This is a genomic window from Acidicapsa borealis (genome assembly GCF_059115245.1).
Window position 1 is genome coordinate 38992 of record NZ_JCACNY010000001.1, and the last position, 16614, is coordinate 55605.

Below are 16614 nucleotides of genomic sequence, written 5' to 3' on the forward strand. Positions count from 1 at the left end.
AGACATGGCAAAGAAACTTCGCGTAGGCATTCTCTTCGGCGGGCGCAGCGGCGAGCATGAAGTCTCTCTGCTCTCCGCCGCCTCCATCCTCAAAGCAATCGATCGCAAGAAATTCGAAGTCGTTCCCATCGGCATCGGCAAGACCGGCCGCTGGCTCACCGGCGAGGGCGCGCAGGCACTTCTGGCCGGCGAGACATCCTCGGCTTCAGCCCCCAGCGTAGAACTTCTTCCGCCGGCGGGCAGCACCGCAGTGCAGGCCTTCGTGCCAGACGCAGCCACGCTCGGCGCAGGCAAGCTCGATGTGGTCTTTCCGGTTCTCCACGGCACCTTCGGCGAAGACGGCACCATCCAGGGTCTCTTCGAACTGGCCGACATCGCCTACGTAGGCTCCGGCGTCCTGGGCTCCGCCGCCGGTATGGACAAGGACGCGATGAAACGCATGTTCCTGGCCGCAAAACTACCCATCGTCAAGCATGTCACCATCCTGCGCACTGCCTGGGAAGCCTCGCCGCGTAAGACAGTCAATGCAATCGAAGCCGCGCTCAAGTACCCGCTCTTCGTGAAGCCCGCAAACCTCGGCTCCTCCGTCGGCATCAGCAAGGTGCACGACCGCAAGGAACTCGCCCCGGCGCTCAAACTCGCCGCCCGTTTCGACCGCAAGATCGTCATCGAAGAAGGCGTCGCTGGCAAAGGCAAGTCCCGCGGAACCAGTAAGGCACGCGAACTCGAAGTCGCCGTCCTCGGCAACGATGACCCGAAGGCCAGCGTGGTCGGCGAAATCATCCCCGGCAAGGAGTTCTACGACTACGAGGCCAAGTACCTCTCCGACGGCTCCATCCCCATCATCCCAGCCAAAATTACGGCGGCAGAATCCAAACAGATCCGCGCCATGGCCATCGAAGCGTTCCGCGCCTGCGACCTCGCCGGCCTGGCTCGCGTCGACTTCCTGATGGAGCCGGACGGCAGGCGCCGCATCTATCTCAACGAGGTCAACACCCTCCCCGGATTCACCTCCATCAGCATGTATCCCAAGCTCTGGCAGGCCACCGGCGTCAGCTATTCCGAGTTGATCACCCGCCTCATCGAACTCGCCCTGGAACGCCACCAGGAGCGCAGCCGAACCAGCTTCAGCTTCGATGTGGCACAGTAGTAGCCGACGAGAACAGCCGGTCCGGGAACACTTTCCACCCCGGCGTTGTCTCTAGTAGAAGGGCTGCAGTCAGAAATCAGCAGCCGGAGGAACGAAACCAATGACCCTGATGGACGCACCCAAGTTCGATCGCGTAAAGTCCCGCCACCGCGCCAACTGGATCAAAGGCATCCTCGCCGGCCTGCTCGTCTTCCTCATCGGCATGTGGTTGTTCACAGGCCGACCCTTCGACTACCCGTGGACCTGGTGGACTTACTGGGCCGGCGAGCGCGACGTGAACCAGTTCCTGCAGGCCGTCGAAGGCAACGACCTGCAGCGCGCCTACGCCGTCTGGCAAAACGACTTCGACTGGAAGCAGCACCCCGACAAGTACGCACAGTATCCCTTTTCCCGCTTCGAAAAAGACTGGGGCCAGGCCAGCTCCGACAATGAGTACGGCACGATCTCCAGCCACAAAGTTGTCGCCCGCAAGCTCGCCAGCAGGGAACTCGTCGTAGCTTCACTCATCAATGGCCGCAAGAGCAAGCCGCTCTTCCTCGCCTACGACAAGAAAGACCACACCCTCAGCTTCTACCCGTACGAACTGACCCTCGACGGCATCGCCAACTAGCAGTGCTTACACAGCAGCCAGTTCTGCGAGACACTTTTCCAGGCTCGCCGCGTCTTCGACATTCACATACGTCAGGCTGCGGTCGATCTGCTTGAGCAAGCCGCTCAGCACTTTGCCCGGCCCAGCTTCAATAAAGACCTCAGTCCCCGCGTCCCGCAGTGCCTGCACGCAGCCAGCCCAGCGCACCGTCCCTGTCACCTGCTCGATGAGCGCCTGCTTTGCCTCAGCCGCCGTTGTGACCAGCGTGCCCGAGACGTTCGCCGCCACCGGAATCGCCGGATCAGCCAGAGTAATTTCACCCAGCGCCCGCGCCACTTCCTCCTGCGCCGACTGCATCAGCGCGCAATGGAATGGCGCACTCACGGCCAGCATCACCACTTTGCGCGCACCCTTGGCCTTCACCAGCTCAGCGGCCTTTTCTACGGCAGCCTTTGCACCGGAAATCACTGTCTGATCCGGAGTGTTGAAATTCGCCGGAGACACCGGCAGTCCCGTTTCCGCCGCAGCTTCGACGCATGCCTCAGCCACTCGATCCGCCGCCAGCGAAAGCACCGCAGCCATCGCACCCTCGCCTGCCGGAACCGCCGCCTGCATCGCCGCGCCACGAGCCTTCACCGCCCGGACTGCGTCGGCAAAGCTCAGCGTGCCTGCCGCCACATGCGCCGACCACTCGCCCAGCGAATGTCCAGCCGCGAGCGCAGGCACAACGCCATGCTGCCCCAACACCCGCCACGCCGCCACGCTAACGGTCAGAATGGCAGGCTGAGTGTTTTCCGTAAGCCGCAGTTCCTCCTCCGGCCCGTCCAGGAAAATCCGGCTCAGCGGGAATCCCAGAGCCTCATCGGCCTCGGCAAATGTCTCGGCAGCAACAGGGAAATTTTCAGCCAGGATGCGACCCATACCAACGGTCTGCGCACCCTGTCCCGGAAAGAGAAAAGCAATCTTTTTCGTAGTCATACAATAACGAATTTTATCCCAGCATGACGGCGGAACTTCTTGGCAATCTTTGCCAGCAGGCATACACTCAAAAGCAATCGAGGAGTGTCGCAATGCCTACGCGTAACGTAAATCTCACCGAAGAACTGGATCGTTTCGTTCTCAGCAAGGTCGAGAGTGGACGCTATGAAAATGCCAGCGAAGTAGTTCGCTCTGCTCTTCGTGCATTGGAACGGGAAGAGCAGGAGTACGAAGCAAAGCTTACCGCTCTACGCGCCGCCATCGACGAAGGAGATGCCAGTGGAGTTTTCGAGGGCGATCCATTCGAATACGTTCGTAAGAACCGTCGAGTCCCGACCGAAACGCGATAAACGATGTCATCGCTTTCCTTTTCAAAACGCGCGCTGCGAGACCTGATTGGGATAGATGCCTACACTCTCGAAGAGTGGGGTGAGGCGCAAGTCGAGCGCTACCTCAGTCAGCTTCAGGAGTCCTTTGATCGTTTGGTAAAGAATCCTAAGCTCGGCAGGCCTTGCGGTGGAGTACGCCCCGGTCTGCGTCGGATGGAATACGGGAAGCATGTGATCTTTTACAGAATTATTGAGATGGGATAAGAGTTTCGCGCATTCTTCATCAGAGCATGCTGGCAACGCCGGAGAAATTCAACGACGACTGATTTCGAGACGCACACTCAATCGATATCAAGCCTAATTCCACCGCTTCCGATCGTCGTGCTTCACATCGTCTTCGTCGATCAGCCGTCCCTGCCCGTCAAAGCGCACCGTGCGCCCCTGCTTCTTCATGTACACCTGGAACTTGCTCGCCGCCCGCCGCCGCTTCCAGCGGAAATAGCGATTGCGCAGCCCATACCAGCTCTCGCTGAAGGCAAAGCCAAATCCCCGCTGCGGCGCGTACTTGATAAACAGGATTGCAGCCAAACCACCGCCCAGCTGCGCAAAGGCATAAATCTTCTGCTCGGTAAATGTCTGCGCCAGCGCAATCAGCGTGTAGATGATCGCCAGATATTTCGCCTTAATCCCGATGACAAAGAAGAGTTGAAACTGCAAATCCCCGTGCAGGACAGCGATAGCCGTAATCAGCCCAAAGACCGCTCCGAGGCACCCATAAAGCGAGATCATTGGCGGCGGCATCCCCGCGAGCATGCCAATCTCAAACACCAGCACCGCAGTGATCGAAGCGCCCAGCACCGAAACCAGATACAGATTCATCAGCCAGCGGCTGCCGTGCAGCGACTGCAACAGCCCGCCGAGAAACCAGATCGACAGCAGCTCAAAGAGCGTTCCCAGGAGAGAAGGGTGAATAAGGCTGTAAGTCAGCAATTGCCATACATGCCCAGCCATCACCATATCCGGCCGCAGAGCAGCTACACCGGTCAGCAGATTGGCAAAATCGGGCTTAGCCGCAGCCGCCAGCCACAACAGGAAAAACGCAACCAGATTCCAGAGAACGATCCGGCGCGTGGCTCCGGTGAACTCAGGAAAGGCGAATTGAGTGGAACCAAGTCTCGGCATACGTCTGCTCCGAGAGTAAATCCTGCGCAGCCTGCATGTCATATCGGCTGCGGCCGTATGATCGCTACACCCTGCGTCGCACCAGCAACAGCGTCTGATCGTCGAACTGCGCCCCATACCCCCGAACCGCCTTTAGAATGGAAGCCGCCAACTCCGGCAGCGGCTTGTCGCCTTGGCGGGCAATCAGCTCTTCCAGTCCCGCTGCGCCGTACTCGACAGCATCATCTTTGGCGCGCTTCGCCGCGTTGGTCAGCGGCGCCGTCACTTCCAGAATGCCGTCTGTCGCCACCACGACCAGGTCGCCGGGCTCCATCCCCAGCCGGCTCGATGGGAAATCCGATACCGGCAGCAGCCCCAGCGGAAACTGCTGCTCCTCGATACGTGACATGGCGCGCCGCGCCGCGCTCCAGTGCAACAGCGGCGGGCTGGCGGCCATGCCAAAGAACGTCTGCCCATCCGCATTCAGCCGCAGACCGGTAAAGGTGGCATACATATGCGCCTCCTTCACCTGCGGCAGCACAGTATTCAGCCGCTGCATCAGCATGGAAAGTACCGCGCCATCCACAGCGCCGTTTCCGTCGGTGAGTGCTGTTCGCGCCGACGTCTTCAGCATTCCCATCAGGATCCCCGCCTGCAGCCCGTGTCCGGCAATATCCGCGAGATAGGCCACGGTATCTCCGCCCGCGAGCTGCACCACGTCCACCAGATCCCCACCCACTTTTTCGCTGGGCTCCGAGATGCCGTACACCTCAAAGCAGGCTGACGTGAAGCTTACCGGCGGCACCAGCGTCTTCTGGATCGAGTGTGCCAGCGCCAGCTCGTTCTTGATGCGGACGGATTCTTTCCCGGTCACGCCCATGTACCGCGCCAGCAGAATGTATGACGACACCACCAGAACCATGATGGCGGTACCCGCAAAATGCAGCCCATTCTCAGCCGGAACCGAGGGAAAGTTGAAAATCCCTTCAAGTCCCTCACCGATCCAGCGGTTCACGTCGCTTACCACAAACTGCACTGCGATCAGTGGAAAAAGGAACACCACGGGAAGCCTGGCCAGCACGATGATCCACGTCATGGCGTTCAGGCCGCTGACAATCGCAAACACGATGGTCAGGACGTACGGCAAGGCGCCGCCGTTGATGATATCGATGTAAAACCCGATCACGCTGAAGAGCAGAAAGACCGCCACCATCAGCATCCAGAGCTGCCGCATCGGGACCTGCTGCAAATGTCCCCAGCGTCCCGAAGGCTTCATCAACCAACCGATGGCCGAGCGAATCGTCATAGCCAGCACCATAGCAGACATTCGCTCTCGGCCAGCCACAATACTCCAACGCCGTTCGCTTAAGGCGTCGCCACCAGCCCGCGATGTCCCGCCGCATCCACCGCCCGCACTCCGAAGACGACATTGTCCTTCGACACAGGTACGGTCAGCGTCACCACCCCCTCGGCCGCCGGCACCGTCTGCACATACTCCCAGTCGGAGGCCGTCGTCTCCCGCCACAGCAACTCGTAGTGGATGCCGGCCGGCGCGCCTTCAGGGGCTTTCCAACTCAGCGTCGTTCCGTTTTCAAGCTTGGTCGCCTCGACCTTCAGCTCAACCGGAATCCCCGGTGAAGCGGCCAGTGTAGCCAGTGTCGCCGCATTCAGCTTGGCTACCTTTGCCACATAGCCGAAGTCGACAAACTGCAGAAGGTCGCCAAACTGAACGCCATTTTCCACGCGGATGTTCTGGTGCTGGTGGTTGTAGTCTTCGCGCCACTCGGTGATGCGCACCGCGGTGAATCCCTGCTGGTTAAAGCTCGTGTGGTCGCCCCCGCGCAGATACCGGTCCGGCCGCGACACCAGGAACGGCGCAAAGTGCGCGTTGGCATCCATCGGGGAAAGGTAGCTCCGCGCCGCATCCGCCATCGCCCGTGCCAGTTGGCGGCTCGGCGCATCGTCCACTGACCCCAGCGCTCGAATCCGAACTACCTGCTCGGGAGTCGCTGTGGCAGGAATGCCCTCAGAGAAAACGCGCACCACATCCTTGCGCTGCAGCGTGTCACCGGGCGTCGTGTTGCCACCGACGATGTCGTTGTTCAGCACGCCTTCGAGCTTCCAGCCCTGCTCCTTGGCAACCTTCGCAAGATGCGCCGAGCCGACCAGCCCCTGCTCCTCGCCCGCCACAGCCACAAACACCAGCGATCCCGGCAGCTTGAGCTTGCTGAGCACCCGGGCACACTCCAGCGAAACCGCCACGCCCGAAGAATCATCATTCGCCCCCGGAGCCTTGCCATGATCGTCCAGCGTGTCCGAATTGCGTGAGTCGTAGTGGCCCGTGACCAGGTACATCCGCTTCGAAGCGACCGGGTCTGTCCCTTTCAGAATCGCGTAAACATTGGTCAGCTCTGTCGGCTTGGGAATGCGCTTGGCCCACGGCGTCCCGGCGGCAGCGTTGGGATCAGCCATAAACGTATCGCGCTTCACCTCCAGGCACCCGCCGCACTCCTTCGAGACTTCCTCGAACTGTGCAAAGATCCAGTCTCCTGCCGGCTTGATGCCCGTTCCCGGCGGCAAATCCGTCTCCATGCTGGAGAGCGTGCTGCGTGTGCCAAAACCAACCAGAGTCTCAATCGTCTTACGAATGCGCGCTTCTGAGATTTCGTTCAGCGCCTTCGCGATCGCCGGGTCTGCCGGAGCCGGCTTCACGGCTGCGGCATGCAGACGATAATCGGCATGAGCAACTTGCGCGACCGCAACCCTGGAGGCAATTCCTGTGTTCAAGAGAAGGAAGAGGCCAGCACTGGCAGCCCCGGGCGGAAAGGAAGACAGAAGGGCAACCGTGGCGAATGCCACACGAGGGAACCTGAGCAGATTCATGCAGTTTTCTCCAATTCGCGCCCATCGCCGCCCGTTTCAGTGCCGCCGGGGCCTTGACCCCCAAACGGCTTTTCTCTAAAACTAGCGGAGTCGCACCGCGCAATGCTGTCATCATAATGCTTGGGAGAGTGCCCGCCCGGTGTCGCGAAAGGAGAAGGACCCATGGCCGTTTGCCCGGAGTGTGAAAACCCGCTGGACATTGAAGTAGATGAAGTGGAAGAAGGCGATATCGTCGCCTGCGATGAATGCGGCTCCGAATACGAAATCGTCGGAACCGAACCCCTGGAACTGGCCAAAGTCGATGGCGATGACCTCGACGAAGACGATGACGAGTTCCTGGATGAAGAAGAGGAAGAGGAGTGAACTTGAGCAAGCCAACTCGCAGCACGCCAAATCATAAGAAGATGCACCACAGCAAGACAGTTCTGATCTTTGCCATCCTGCTGTCCGCCACCGTGGTGGGCATGCTCCCCATCGGCAGCGCGCGCCACAACAGCATGCTGGCGCCGCCCGTAGCGGAAGCCCAGAATTTCAGCCAGCGCACCATCCTCGGCAAGGTCTACGACGGCGATACGGCTGTGGCCGGCGCCACTGTCTTCCTGAAAAATGTGAAATCCAAGACGGTGAAGAGCTTCACCAGCACACCCGACGGAGGATTCCGCTTCGCCCAGGTCGGCATGGTTGACGACTATGAAGTGTGGGCCGAGCACGCCGGTAAAAAGAGCCCTGTGAAGACCGTAAGCTCCTTCGACTCCCGCAAACAGGTCGAGTACGAACTGAAGCTGAAGTAACCGCAGCGCCCGGGCTTCAGAGCTGAAGCCCGGGTCGATCCAAATGATCGAAATTCTCCTGAAACTTTCCTTGGATCAACATTGACGACCAGGACTGCCCTCCAGCAAGCAGCCGTTCCGGACATCCCGGCATCAGAGAACCTGTAATCACGCTCATCGCGGCTTACCCGGCTGCATCCCCATACAGAGCAATCGATACAGGAGAACTACCTATGGCAGTCATGATGCAGGCCTTTTACTGGGACGCACCCCAGAACGAAAAACAGGAACACAACTGGTGGAATTTCGTCTCGGAACACATTGAGGCACTTGGAAAATCTGGCTTCACAGCGCTCTGGCTGCCGCCCGTTTCCAAGGCTTCCAGTGACCTCTCGATGGGCTACGATCCCTACGACTATTGGGATCTCGGCGACTACGACCAGAAGGGCGGCAAGAAGACTCTCTTTGGCAACCGCGCTGAACTTGAAGCTCTCATTGCCAAAGCCCATGAACACAAAATCTGCCTCTATGCCGACATGGTCATCAACCACAACTCCGGTGCGGACGAAGAGGAAGTCAATCCACTCGACGGCCAGAAGCGCTGGACCAAGTTCACGCCCGCCAGCGGTCAGTTTCCTCGCGACTGGAACTGCTTTCACCCCAGCCGTTACGAGCAGGTGATGATGGAGGGCGAGAACTTCGCCGGCTTCCCGCATCTCTGTCATCGCAACCCGCATGTCTACAAGCACATGTTCGAGTACGCCCGTTTCCTCATTGAAGAGCTGGGCTTCGACGGCTTCCGTTTCGACTTCGTTAAAGGCTTCGGCGCGTGGATCATCGGCCTGCTCTCAAAGTATCGCTACGTGAAGGACGGCCAGGAATTCACGCCCTTCGTCGTAGGTGAAATGTGGTCCGGAGCAGAAGATATTCAGGGGTGGATCGATAAGGTCAACGGCCTCACCGACAACCAGATCATGGCCTTCGATTTCCCTCTGCGCTACAAGCTCAAGGATGTCTGCGACACGCCGAATTACGATCTGCGCAACCTCACCGGCGAAGGCTCCGTCGTCATGAACCGGCCCATGCATGCCGCCACCTTTGTCGATAACCACGACATGGGCGACAACACGATCGTTCACGACAAGATGCTTGCCTACTCCTTCATCATGGTCCACGAAGGCTACCCTTGCGTCTTCTGGTACGACTACTACAACAACCAGCTGGCCCGTAGCGGAACGCCCAACGGCATCGACGCACTCATCGAAGTGCACCACAGCAACGCCGGCGGCGACTCGCAGATCCTCCACGCTGACCCGGATCTCTACATCATGCAGCGCGTCGGCTACAAGGCGGAAGAGCCTACACCGATCGACCAGCCCGGCCTCATCTATGTGCTGAACAACCTCGGCGACAAGTGGAGTGGGACGGTCGTGAAGACCCAATGGCCCAACCAGAAATTTAAGCCAGTAGCATGGGATGGCCACGACCAGGCCCTCCCAAACGAACGCACCACGGATGCAGACGGCAACGCAGAATTCCCAGCACCACCCAGAGGCTACGCCGTCTACGTTCCTGTCTTCGAGTAGAGGCTCAGCGGCGCCAACCGGACTCAGTTCCTGCTATGCAAATAGACGAATGCGGGAAGCCTACTCTTCGCGAACCTGCGAAGGATGGGCCACCGTGATCTCTAAGCCATCACCGGCAACTCCGCCGAAAGGACATTCATCGGCGTAAGCCCGCGCTGCCGCAGCGCCCGCAGGCTCAGCGAGTCGAAGCGCTTCGCCAGCCGCTGCCCATTGTGGTCTGCCACAAGCGAGCAATGAAACCAGCTCGGAGCAGCCACCCCCAGCGCTTTGAAGAGCAGAATCTGCCGCGCGGTCGACTTTAACAGATCCGCCCCACGCACCACCTCGGTAATCCCCATCGCCGCATCATCCACCACGCAGGAGAGCTGGTAGCTCGGCACATTATCCCGACGCCAGACAAGAAAATCACCGAAGTCTACCCCGGCCACAAACCGCTGCGGGCCCAGGTTCTGGTCATAGAACTCAACCGCCACGCCATCCCGCACACGAAAACGCCAGTTGGCCGCCTCCGGCCCATACTTGCTTGCCGTTGGCCCCGGCAGCTGCGCCGTCTCTGCACTCAAATGTCGGCAGGTCCCTGGATAGACCGGCTCATCATCCAATCCGGCAACGCCGCCAGCAGCGCCCTCATGCGGAGCAGAAGCAGCCATCGCCAGCTCTTTCCGCGAACACCGGCAAGGGAACAGATACCCTCTCCGCAGCAGCTTCTGAAAAGCATCCCGATACAGCCCATGCCGCTTGCTCTGCCAGTACGGCCCAAAAGGCCCACCCATGCCAGATCTGTCGACAGCATTCTTCCCCGGCCCAGCCCAACCCGAACTCCAGCCGGCGCTCACGCCAGCTTTATCCGGACCCTCCTGCCAGCGAATCCCAAGCCAGCGCAGATCCTCAATCGCCGCCTCGGCATACTCTACCTTTGAACGCTCCGGATCAAGATCATCCATCCGCATCACCAGCGTTCCGCCCGCATCCCGCGCCCGCTGGTACGCCGTCCAGAATGTCCGAGCATGGCCTACATGCAGCAGCCCGGTCGGCGAAGGCGCAAGCCGCCCCCGGTACCCCTCCACCGTTCGCTCAAACCCCGGAAGATATCTCTGCGTGGCCACAGCCTTCAGTCTACGCAGACAGCTCGGCGCGCGGATAGGGTCATCTTGGTACCCAATCCGCGCGCCGCGCTGTTGCTCTTGCCGTTGTCCTTGTTTTTCTGGTTGTCATTCCCGAAGGGAGTCCGCTGTTGCCCCTACGAAGGGGGTACCAACCCTACTGCCCCTCGCCAGAATCCTTTTCGTCGTGCTCCTTGCTCTCACTATCTTTGCTGTCGTCATCCCGATGATGCCGGTGCTTCGCCATCTCATCCGTCAGCTGATCCGGATTCATCGACAACTGCACCACATTCATCTCGCGCCCATCCAGGCTCACCACCAGCATCCCCAGATGGTCGCCCTCCGGCCGCACCAGGATCAGGTTTTGATCGTCGCCCTTGCGGCTCGTCTCACGGATGATCCGCTGCCAGCCCTTGCCGGCTTTCTCTTCAACGAGGGCATTGAACTCGTCCCCGTCGATCGGCCCGTCCACATTCTCAATCTCCGCCACATGCAGCCCGCGAACCCCGCCATGCGTAGCCCGCCCAGCCACAAAGCTGATCAGCCCCATGAACGGAATCTTGTTCGCATGGACGTGGTACCGGTGCTCGATCCCGCGAACAACCTCGTCAAACCCGCCGCCGCCCATGCCCGCCCCGTTCGCAGCCAGCATGATCGCCGGAGTCATCACCGCAACCAGTCCTACGGGAACCAGCGCCACCTTCCACATCCCAGATTTCTTCTGCTGTGTCATTTGCCGGCCTCTTTCTGCGCCTTCTTCGCCACGCTCTTGGGAATCCCGAAGTTACCGCCCAGCTCGCCAATCTTGTCGATGTCGATCGGCCCCAGGATCAGCACCAGCGAAAGCTGCTTCTCCTCCGCATCCAGCACAAACAATCCCTGCATCTGCCCGTTCACGATCTTCACAAAAACGTCCGTCCCGGAGGCCTTGCCTTTCGTGCTCTCATGCACCATCGAAGACCAGTCGGAGCCCTGAAAATACTTCCTCAGTCCCTCCAACTCCTCCGCTGTATACGAGTTCTCCTTGTCGAAGTCATACTCGCGAACGTAGACGCCCTTCAGGTTCTGCACCATGTTCCGCGCATCTTTGTCGCTGTCGTCCTTCATGAACTTGGCCGCGAACGCCAGCATATTCTTGTCCAGCGTGACTTCCGTGACATGCGAAGCCCGCGCCGCCAGCGTCTTCTCAATCGGCGAGGGCGCCGGCAAGGAATCCTGTCCGTACGCAGCCGCCGACACCAATCCCGACACCACCATCCCCAAACCCACAATCCCTGCCCACATCGCGCTCCGCTTCATCTTGTTCATCTCGTCCCACTTTCTCCCGTATCGGGGCCATCTTTGTTGTTGAGAGCCCGCGCTCTCGTTGATCCCCGGGGCCAAGAGCCCCTCAGGGATTGGCCCGCCTACTTGTCGTCGTCCGCCAGCTTCTCGTTCACCCGGTCCAGCGTCCTGCTCGTAATCCGGAGCGCCATCATCACCTGCGCCCGCGCCTCTTCTCCCTTACGGCGCTCTTCCATCTGCTGGTGGTACACCGCAACCCCGCCACACACCGCCACCAGCACCAGCGAAGCCGCAATCCGCTGCGCAAAGTGAACTCTCCACCACGGCCTCGACTCCGCCCGCCGCCGCTCCCGAGCCCGCGCCAGCACCCGCTGCTTCAACCCCAGCGGAGCATCCTGGCGCTGCATCGCCTGCCGCAGCTTGACTTCAAAATCCTGCATCTCGTCCATATCTTTATGCTCCATGGCTGTCGCGCTTATCGCACAAACTCCTTCAATGTCTGCTGAGCCCTGGCCCGCAACAGCTTCAACCCGCGCTGCAGATTGCTCTTCACCGTTGCCACCGGAGCCCGCATCATCACCGCAATCTCATCGGGCGACATATCTTCCTGGTATCGCAGGACGATCGCCGCACGCTGGGCCTCAGGCAATGCCGCCAGCAGTTGTTCCATGCGCACAGACAGTGGCGACTCACGATCCATCTCCACCACGCCGTGCCGTTCCTCAAGTTCTTCCCAGACATCGGTGCCCAGGCTGGCAGCTTTCGTCCGTTTCCGCCGCAACGCGTCCGTCGAGCGGTGCAGCGTCACCTGCCGCAGCCAGTAGCGCGCATGATTCGCCGAGCCTAAACGAGGCAGGTGCCGGTCCAGCTCGAGCAGAACATCCTGCGCGATCTCCTCCGCCAACCCGTGATCTCCCGTAATACGCCATGCCATCGAGAAAACCATCGACTGGTGCTCGTCCACGAGCTCTTCGAAGTCCGGCTGCCAGCTCAACGTCTCTCCCATGTGCCTCTACTCTCTAATCCGCAGAAACTTCTCCATCCGGATGCAATGCCATACGATTTTTTTCGCAAAGATGTTTCCGCAGAAATTTTCAGCCTTGCCATCCCCATTCGCCACACCTGAGAATGGGCAGGCTCGCTGTACGCCCGATCATGACACCCGATATCCAGCTTCTCGAAGAACAGCTAGCCTTCGCCGCCAGCGAGGCCGCGGCTTTCGCCACGCATCTCACGCCGGAGCAGGGAAGCCAACGGCCCGCAGCCAATTCCTGGAGCGCCGCCGAGTGCCTCGACCACCTCGCCGTCACCAATCGCGCCTACCTGGCCAACATGCTCACCGCCGCGGCCACCGCAAGGGCCAACGGGAAGATGCGCCGCCGCCCGGCAAAACCGGGCATCTTCGGCCGCCTCTTCACCAGCCTCCTCGAACCACCCGTGAAGCCGGGCCGCAAAATCAAGGCTCCCGCCATCATCCAGCCATCCGCGTCAGCCACCCTCGCCGAAGCCTCCGCCAGCTTTTTCCAATCCCAACAGGAAATACGATCCTTTCTCAATGCCAACGCCGATCTCGACCTGGCCAGAATCCCATTCGCCAACCCCTTCATCCCAGGGTTGCGGTTCAGTCTGGTCACAGGCGTCCACATTCTGCTGGCCCATGAACGCCGGCACCTCTGGCAGGCAAAGCAGGCCGTCGACCTGGTCCGTTCCTCGCTCCACTCCTAGTTCCAAATCTGGTGCGATTCCAACACAAAAGATGAGTTTTCAACCTCTGTCTTCACCGGCTTGAGACTATAATTGCCTCAAATTTAGGGCGAATAAAAAGCGAAGATATTGAGAATAAATCAGTTACGGCAATAGGCCCAATTTCCACACTGACCACAACATATAGATGTTGACCCGCTATCGGACTCACGATATAGTCGGTAAGTCTTTTGGTAATGCAACTCACACCTGCATTTGAAAAGGGACTCCGGCGAACTTCCGGAACTGCCCCGCAGCGGTAAACAGGAACGAACGCTCCGACATGGCACTGGTGCAATCCCGGTTCCGCCATGGACCGGTAAAGCATTGGGAAGCCGGAGTTATTAGGCAGCCTGCAAGTCCCAGAATTGCTGTATTGCCCTGCCAAGAGTCGAAACACGCACACGCCTCCGAGGGGAAGGCCGGGTGAGGAAAGCTCGTTTTTGTTGAACGCAGCTAGCCCCGTCCGTTTTCACTCCCCGGCCATGAATTAGGAACCACACCGGCATCAGAACCGGGTCATACCTTCGAAGAAAGGACCATTCCCCAATGGCCACACTGCAGCACTCCCTCGCCGAAATCGATTCGAACTTCCCCCCCACAGACGCCGCACCGCAGATGCAGGTCCGCAAGCGCAACGGCGGCTATGAGCCCGTCGATGTGAACAAGATCGTCCGCGCCGTTGAGCGCTGCTGCCACGGCCTCCCGCACGTCGACCCCATCCGCGTCGCCAGTAAAACCATTGGCGGCCTCTTCGACGGTGCCTCGACCCGCGAACTCGACTCCATTTCCATCCAGACCGCTGCGTCGCTCATCGCCGAGGAGCCGGAATACTCGCGCCTCGCCGCCCGCCTGCTCATGGCCACCATCGCCAAGGAAGTCGCCGGCCAGAACATCTACTCCTTCTCGCAGTCGGTCGAAATCGGCAACCGCGAAGGCGTTGTCTCCGCCGACGCAGCTGCGTTCGTACAGGCCAACGCCCGCAAGCTCAACGCCGCCATCGACGACCGCTACGACGACCGGTTTGAGTACTTCGGCCTGCGCACCGTGTATGACCGCTATCTGCTGCGCCACCCCATCACGCGCAAAGTGACCGAGACACCGCAGTACTTCTTCATGCGCGTGGCTTCCGGCCTCTCGACCCGCGTGAACGAAGCCGTCGATTTCTACAACCTGCTGGCCTCGCACGACTACCTTCCCAGTTCGCCGACCCTCTTCAACAGCGGCACCAAGCACAGCCAGATGTCCAGCTGCTATCTGCTCGACTCGCCGCTCGATTCGCTCGACTCCATCTACGACGCCTACAAGCAGATCGCGCTGCTGTCGAAGTTCTCCGGCGGCATCGGTCTCGCCTTCCACCGCATCCGCAGCGAAGGTTCGCTGATCCGCGCTACCAACGGCCTGTCGAACGGCATCGTTCCCTGGCTCCGCACCCTCGACGCTTCTGTCGCTGCTGTCAACCAGGGCGGCAAGCGCAAGGGCGCAGCCTGTGTCTACCTCGAACCGTGGCACGCCGACGTCGAGAGCTTTCTTGAAATGCGCGACAACACCGGCGACGCAGCCCGCCGCACCTACAACCTGAATCTCGCCAACTGGATCCCCGACCTCTTCATGCGCCGCGCCGATGAAGACGGCATGTGGTCGCTCTTCGATCCCAAGGATGTCCCGACCCTCACCGACCTCTACGGCAAGGATTTTGAAGCCGCCTACGTCGCCGCCGAAGAAAAGCAGCTCTACCAGCGCCAGGTGAAGGCCCGCGACCTATATGCCCGCATGATGCGCACCCTCGCAGAAACCGGCAACGGCTGGATGGTCTTCAAGGACGCCTGCAACATCAAGTGCAACCAGACTGGCGCTCCGGGCAACACGGTGCATCTCTCGAACCTCTGCACCGAGATCACCGAAGTCACCTCCAATAAGGAAACCGCCGTCTGCAACCTCGGCTCCATCAACCTCGGCCGTCACCTGACCGTTGAGGGCGGAGTGGCCAGGTTCGATTTCGAAAAGCTCGCCGCGACCGTTCGCCACGCCGTGCCCATGCTCGACCGCGTCATCGACATCAACTACTACCCGGTACCGCAGGCCGCCGGATCGAACAGCCGCTGGCGCCCGGTAGGCCTCGGTGTCATGGGTCTGCAGGATGTCTTCTTCCAGCTCCGCTGGGCCTTTGATTCGCCGGAAGCCCGCGAGCTTTCCGCCAAGATCCAGGAAGAAATCTACTTCCATGCGCTGTCTGCGTCGGTTGAGCTGGCAGAAAAGTCCGGCCCGCACGAGGCCTTCCAGGAAACTCGCGCCGCCCAGGGCGAATTCCAGTTCGACCTCTGGGGCGTCACCCCGAAGGACACCGCCCGCTGGGAAGCTCTGCGCCAGCGTATGAAGACCACTGGCCTGCGCAACTCGCTGATGATCGCCATTGCGCCGACCGCAACCATCGCATCCATCGTCGGCTGCTATGAGTGCATCGAGCCGCAGATCTCCAACATGTTCAAGCGTGAGACGCTTTCGGGCGAGTTCATGCAGATCAACAAATACCTGGTCAACGAGCTCAAGGCCCTCGGCCTCTGGTCCGAGGAGATGCGCACCCGCATCAAGATCGCCGAAGGCTCCATCCAGTCCATCGACGAGATTCCTGCGGAACTGAAGGCCATCTATCGCACCGTCTGGGAGATTCCCATGCGCTCGCTGATCGACATGGCCGCCGACCGCGGAGCGTTTATCGATCAGAGCCAGTCGCTCAACCTCTTCGCCGAGTCGCCCAACATCGGCCGCCTCAGCAGCATGTACATGTACGCATGGAAGAAGGGAATCAAGACCACCTACTACCTGCGTTCGCGCCCGGCCACCAAGATCGCCAAAACCACGGTAGCCGTAGCCAACCGCGTCATCCCCACAGCCCCTCCGGCGGAAGTTTTGAACCCGTTCGCAGGTCAGGCAGCGACCGACGCAATTGCCTGCAGCCTCGAAAATCCCGAAAGCTGCGAGGCCTGCCAGTAGACTTTCGGCGCTGTGGAACAAAGTTGTAGAACAATTCAGTCCAG

Annotated in this window: 18 protein-coding genes and 1 riboswitch; of the genes, 9 read left to right on the forward strand and 9 right to left on the reverse strand. The window is 60.1% G+C overall.

Annotated elements, in window-relative coordinates; genetic code table 11:
- The first annotated feature begins 4 nt into the window (after positions 1 to 4).
- Positions 5 to 1150: a D-alanine--D-alanine ligase family protein gene (locus AC5S27_RS00150; protein ID WP_493932596.1), complete on the forward strand. Its 1146-nt coding sequence runs from the start codon at positions 5 to 7 to the stop codon at positions 1148 to 1150.
- 100 nt (positions 1151 to 1250) lie between these two features.
- Complete coding sequence (locus AC5S27_RS00155; RefSeq protein WP_493932597.1) at positions 1251 to 1760, forward strand: hypothetical protein; 510 nt, start codon at positions 1251 to 1253, stop codon at positions 1758 to 1760.
- A gap of 6 nt (positions 1761 to 1766) precedes the next feature.
- Here AC5S27_RS00155 and fabD read toward each other — a convergent pair whose 3' ends face one another.
- Positions 1767 to 2717 (reverse strand): ACP S-malonyltransferase, encoded by a 951-nt coding sequence (gene fabD / locus AC5S27_RS00160; RefSeq protein ID WP_493932598.1) that lies wholly within the window; start codon positions 2715 to 2717, stop codon positions 1767 to 1769.
- Between the two features lie 92 nt (positions 2718 to 2809).
- On the opposite strand from fabD, the gene AC5S27_RS00165 reads away from it, so the two are divergent.
- Positions 2810 to 3067 (forward strand): type II toxin-antitoxin system ParD family antitoxin, encoded by a 258-nt coding sequence (locus AC5S27_RS00165; RefSeq protein ID WP_493932599.1) that lies wholly within the window; start codon positions 2810 to 2812, stop codon positions 3065 to 3067.
- Between the two features lie 3 nt (positions 3068 to 3070).
- Entirely contained in the window at positions 3071 to 3310 is a 240-nt protein-coding gene (locus AC5S27_RS00170) for a type II toxin-antitoxin system RelE/ParE family toxin (protein ID WP_493932600.1), read from the forward strand.
- A gap of 93 nt (positions 3311 to 3403) precedes the next feature.
- Here the strand turns inward: AC5S27_RS00170 and AC5S27_RS00175 are convergent, their stop codons facing one another.
- From AC5S27_RS00175 to AC5S27_RS00185, 3 genes are all read right to left on the reverse strand, one after another.
- Positions 3404 to 4228, reverse strand: coding sequence for a rhomboid family intramembrane serine protease (locus AC5S27_RS00175; RefSeq protein WP_493932601.1), 825 nt, complete (start codon positions 4226 to 4228; stop codon positions 3404 to 3406).
- A gap of 64 nt (positions 4229 to 4292) precedes the next feature.
- A complete protein-coding gene (locus AC5S27_RS00180; protein WP_493932602.1) occupies positions 4293 to 5534 on the reverse strand; it encodes a PP2C family protein-serine/threonine phosphatase in 1242 nt (413 codons plus the stop codon).
- 38 nt (positions 5535 to 5572) lie between these two features.
- Positions 5573 to 7090 (reverse strand): M28 family metallopeptidase, encoded by a 1518-nt coding sequence (locus AC5S27_RS00185; protein ID WP_493932603.1) that lies wholly within the window; start codon positions 7088 to 7090, stop codon positions 5573 to 5575.
- Between the two features lie 162 nt (positions 7091 to 7252).
- Here AC5S27_RS00185 and AC5S27_RS00190 point away from each other — a divergent pair, with 162 nt between their 5' ends.
- The 3 genes from AC5S27_RS00190 (at position 7253) to AC5S27_RS00200 (ending at position 9446) form a co-directional block, all read left to right on the forward strand.
- Positions 7253 to 7453, forward strand: coding sequence for a hypothetical protein (locus tag AC5S27_RS00190; RefSeq protein ID WP_493932604.1), 201 nt, complete (start codon positions 7253 to 7255; stop codon positions 7451 to 7453).
- 2 nt (positions 7454 to 7455) lie between these two features.
- Positions 7456 to 7881, forward strand: coding sequence for a carboxypeptidase-like regulatory domain-containing protein (locus AC5S27_RS00195; RefSeq protein WP_493932605.1), 426 nt, complete (start codon positions 7456 to 7458; stop codon positions 7879 to 7881).
- A gap of 212 nt (positions 7882 to 8093) precedes the next feature.
- The gene (locus AC5S27_RS00200) at positions 8094 to 9446 is read left to right on the forward strand and encodes an alpha-amylase domain-containing protein (protein ID WP_493932606.1); all 1353 of its coding nucleotides are present in this window, start codon (positions 8094 to 8096) and stop codon (positions 9444 to 9446) included.
- A gap of 101 nt (positions 9447 to 9547) precedes the next feature.
- Here the strand turns inward: AC5S27_RS00200 and AC5S27_RS00205 are convergent, their stop codons facing one another.
- From AC5S27_RS00205 to AC5S27_RS00225, 5 genes are all read right to left on the reverse strand, one after another.
- Entirely contained in the window at positions 9548 to 10552 is a 1005-nt protein-coding gene (locus AC5S27_RS00205; RefSeq protein WP_493932607.1) for a glutamate--tRNA ligase family protein, read from the reverse strand.
- 154 nt (positions 10553 to 10706) lie between these two features.
- On the reverse strand, positions 10707 to 11282 hold the full coding sequence (locus AC5S27_RS00210; RefSeq protein ID WP_493932608.1) for a hypothetical protein: 576 nt from the start codon (positions 11280 to 11282) through the stop codon (positions 10707 to 10709).
- On the reverse strand, positions 11279 to 11857 hold the full coding sequence (locus AC5S27_RS00215; protein WP_493932609.1) for a DUF4252 domain-containing protein: 579 nt from the start codon (positions 11855 to 11857) through the stop codon (positions 11279 to 11281). The genes AC5S27_RS00210 and AC5S27_RS00215 overlap by 4 nt, the downstream gene beginning before the upstream one ends.
- Positions 11858 to 11955: 98 nt before the next feature.
- On the reverse strand, positions 11956 to 12282 hold the full coding sequence (locus tag AC5S27_RS00220; protein WP_493932610.1) for a hypothetical protein: 327 nt from the start codon (positions 12280 to 12282) through the stop codon (positions 11956 to 11958).
- Positions 12283 to 12308: 26 nt separating this feature from the next.
- Positions 12309 to 12839 carry an RNA polymerase sigma factor gene (locus AC5S27_RS00225; protein ID WP_493932611.1) on the reverse strand — a complete coding sequence of 177 codons (531 nt, stop codon included), beginning with the start codon at positions 12837 to 12839 and terminating at the stop codon, positions 12309 to 12311.
- 149 nt (positions 12840 to 12988) lie between these two features.
- Here AC5S27_RS00225 and AC5S27_RS00230 point away from each other — a divergent pair, with 149 nt between their 5' ends.
- Both AC5S27_RS00230 and AC5S27_RS00235 read left to right on the forward strand, forming a co-directional pair.
- Positions 12989 to 13558, forward strand: a complete 570-nt coding sequence (locus AC5S27_RS00230) for a DinB family protein (RefSeq protein ID WP_493932612.1) — start codon at positions 12989 to 12991, stop codon at positions 13556 to 13558.
- 193 nt (positions 13559 to 13751) lie between these two features.
- Positions 13752 to 13979: riboswitch (cobalamin riboswitch) on the forward strand.
- 146 nt (positions 13980 to 14125) lie between these two features.
- Entirely contained in the window at positions 14126 to 16570 is a 2445-nt protein-coding gene (locus AC5S27_RS00235) for a ribonucleoside-diphosphate reductase subunit alpha (RefSeq protein ID WP_493932613.1), read from the forward strand.
- Positions 16571 to 16614 lie beyond the last annotated feature (44 nt).

Excerpts from the sequence above, each read along its gene's own strand:
- AC5S27_RS00150 (WP_493932596.1), top strand. The coding sequence starts at position 5 with ATGGCAAAGAAACTTCGCGTAGGCATTCTCTTCGGCGGGCGCAGCGGC.
- AC5S27_RS00155 (WP_493932597.1), top strand. The coding sequence starts at position 1,251 with ATGACCCTGATGGACGCACCCAAGTTCGATCGCGTAAAGTCCCGCCAC.
- fabD (WP_493932598.1), bottom strand. The coding sequence starts at position 2,717 with ATGACTACGAAAAAGATTGCTTTTCTCTTTCCGGGACAGGGTGCGCAG.
- AC5S27_RS00165 (WP_493932599.1), top strand. The coding sequence starts at position 2,810 with ATGCCTACGCGTAACGTAAATCTCACCGAAGAACTGGATCGTTTCGTT.
- AC5S27_RS00170 (WP_493932600.1), top strand. The coding sequence starts at position 3,071 with ATGTCATCGCTTTCCTTTTCAAAACGCGCGCTGCGAGACCTGATTGGG.
- AC5S27_RS00175 (WP_493932601.1), bottom strand. The coding sequence starts at position 4,228 with ATGCCGAGACTTGGTTCCACTCAATTCGCCTTTCCTGAGTTCACCGGA.
- AC5S27_RS00180 (WP_493932602.1), bottom strand. The coding sequence starts at position 5,534 with ATGTCTGCTATGGTGCTGGCTATGACGATTCGCTCGGCCATCGGTTGG.
- AC5S27_RS00185 (WP_493932603.1), bottom strand. The coding sequence starts at position 7,090 with ATGAATCTGCTCAGGTTCCCTCGTGTGGCATTCGCCACGGTTGCCCTT.
- AC5S27_RS00190 (WP_493932604.1), top strand. The coding sequence starts at position 7,253 with ATGGCCGTTTGCCCGGAGTGTGAAAACCCGCTGGACATTGAAGTAGAT.
- AC5S27_RS00200 (WP_493932606.1), top strand. The coding sequence starts at position 8,094 with ATGGCAGTCATGATGCAGGCCTTTTACTGGGACGCACCCCAGAACGAA.
- AC5S27_RS00210 (WP_493932608.1), bottom strand. The coding sequence starts at position 11,282 with ATGACACAGCAGAAGAAATCTGGGATGTGGAAGGTGGCGCTGGTTCCC.
- AC5S27_RS00215 (WP_493932609.1), bottom strand. The coding sequence starts at position 11,857 with ATGAACAAGATGAAGCGGAGCGCGATGTGGGCAGGGATTGTGGGTTTG.
- AC5S27_RS00220 (WP_493932610.1), bottom strand. The coding sequence starts at position 12,282 with ATGGACGAGATGCAGGATTTTGAAGTCAAGCTGCGGCAGGCGATGCAG.
- AC5S27_RS00225 (WP_493932611.1), bottom strand. The coding sequence starts at position 12,839 with ATGGGAGAGACGTTGAGCTGGCAGCCGGACTTCGAAGAGCTCGTGGAC.
- AC5S27_RS00230 (WP_493932612.1), top strand. The coding sequence starts at position 12,989 with ATGACACCCGATATCCAGCTTCTCGAAGAACAGCTAGCCTTCGCCGCC.
- AC5S27_RS00235 (WP_493932613.1), top strand. The coding sequence starts at position 14,126 with ATGGCCACACTGCAGCACTCCCTCGCCGAAATCGATTCGAACTTCCCC.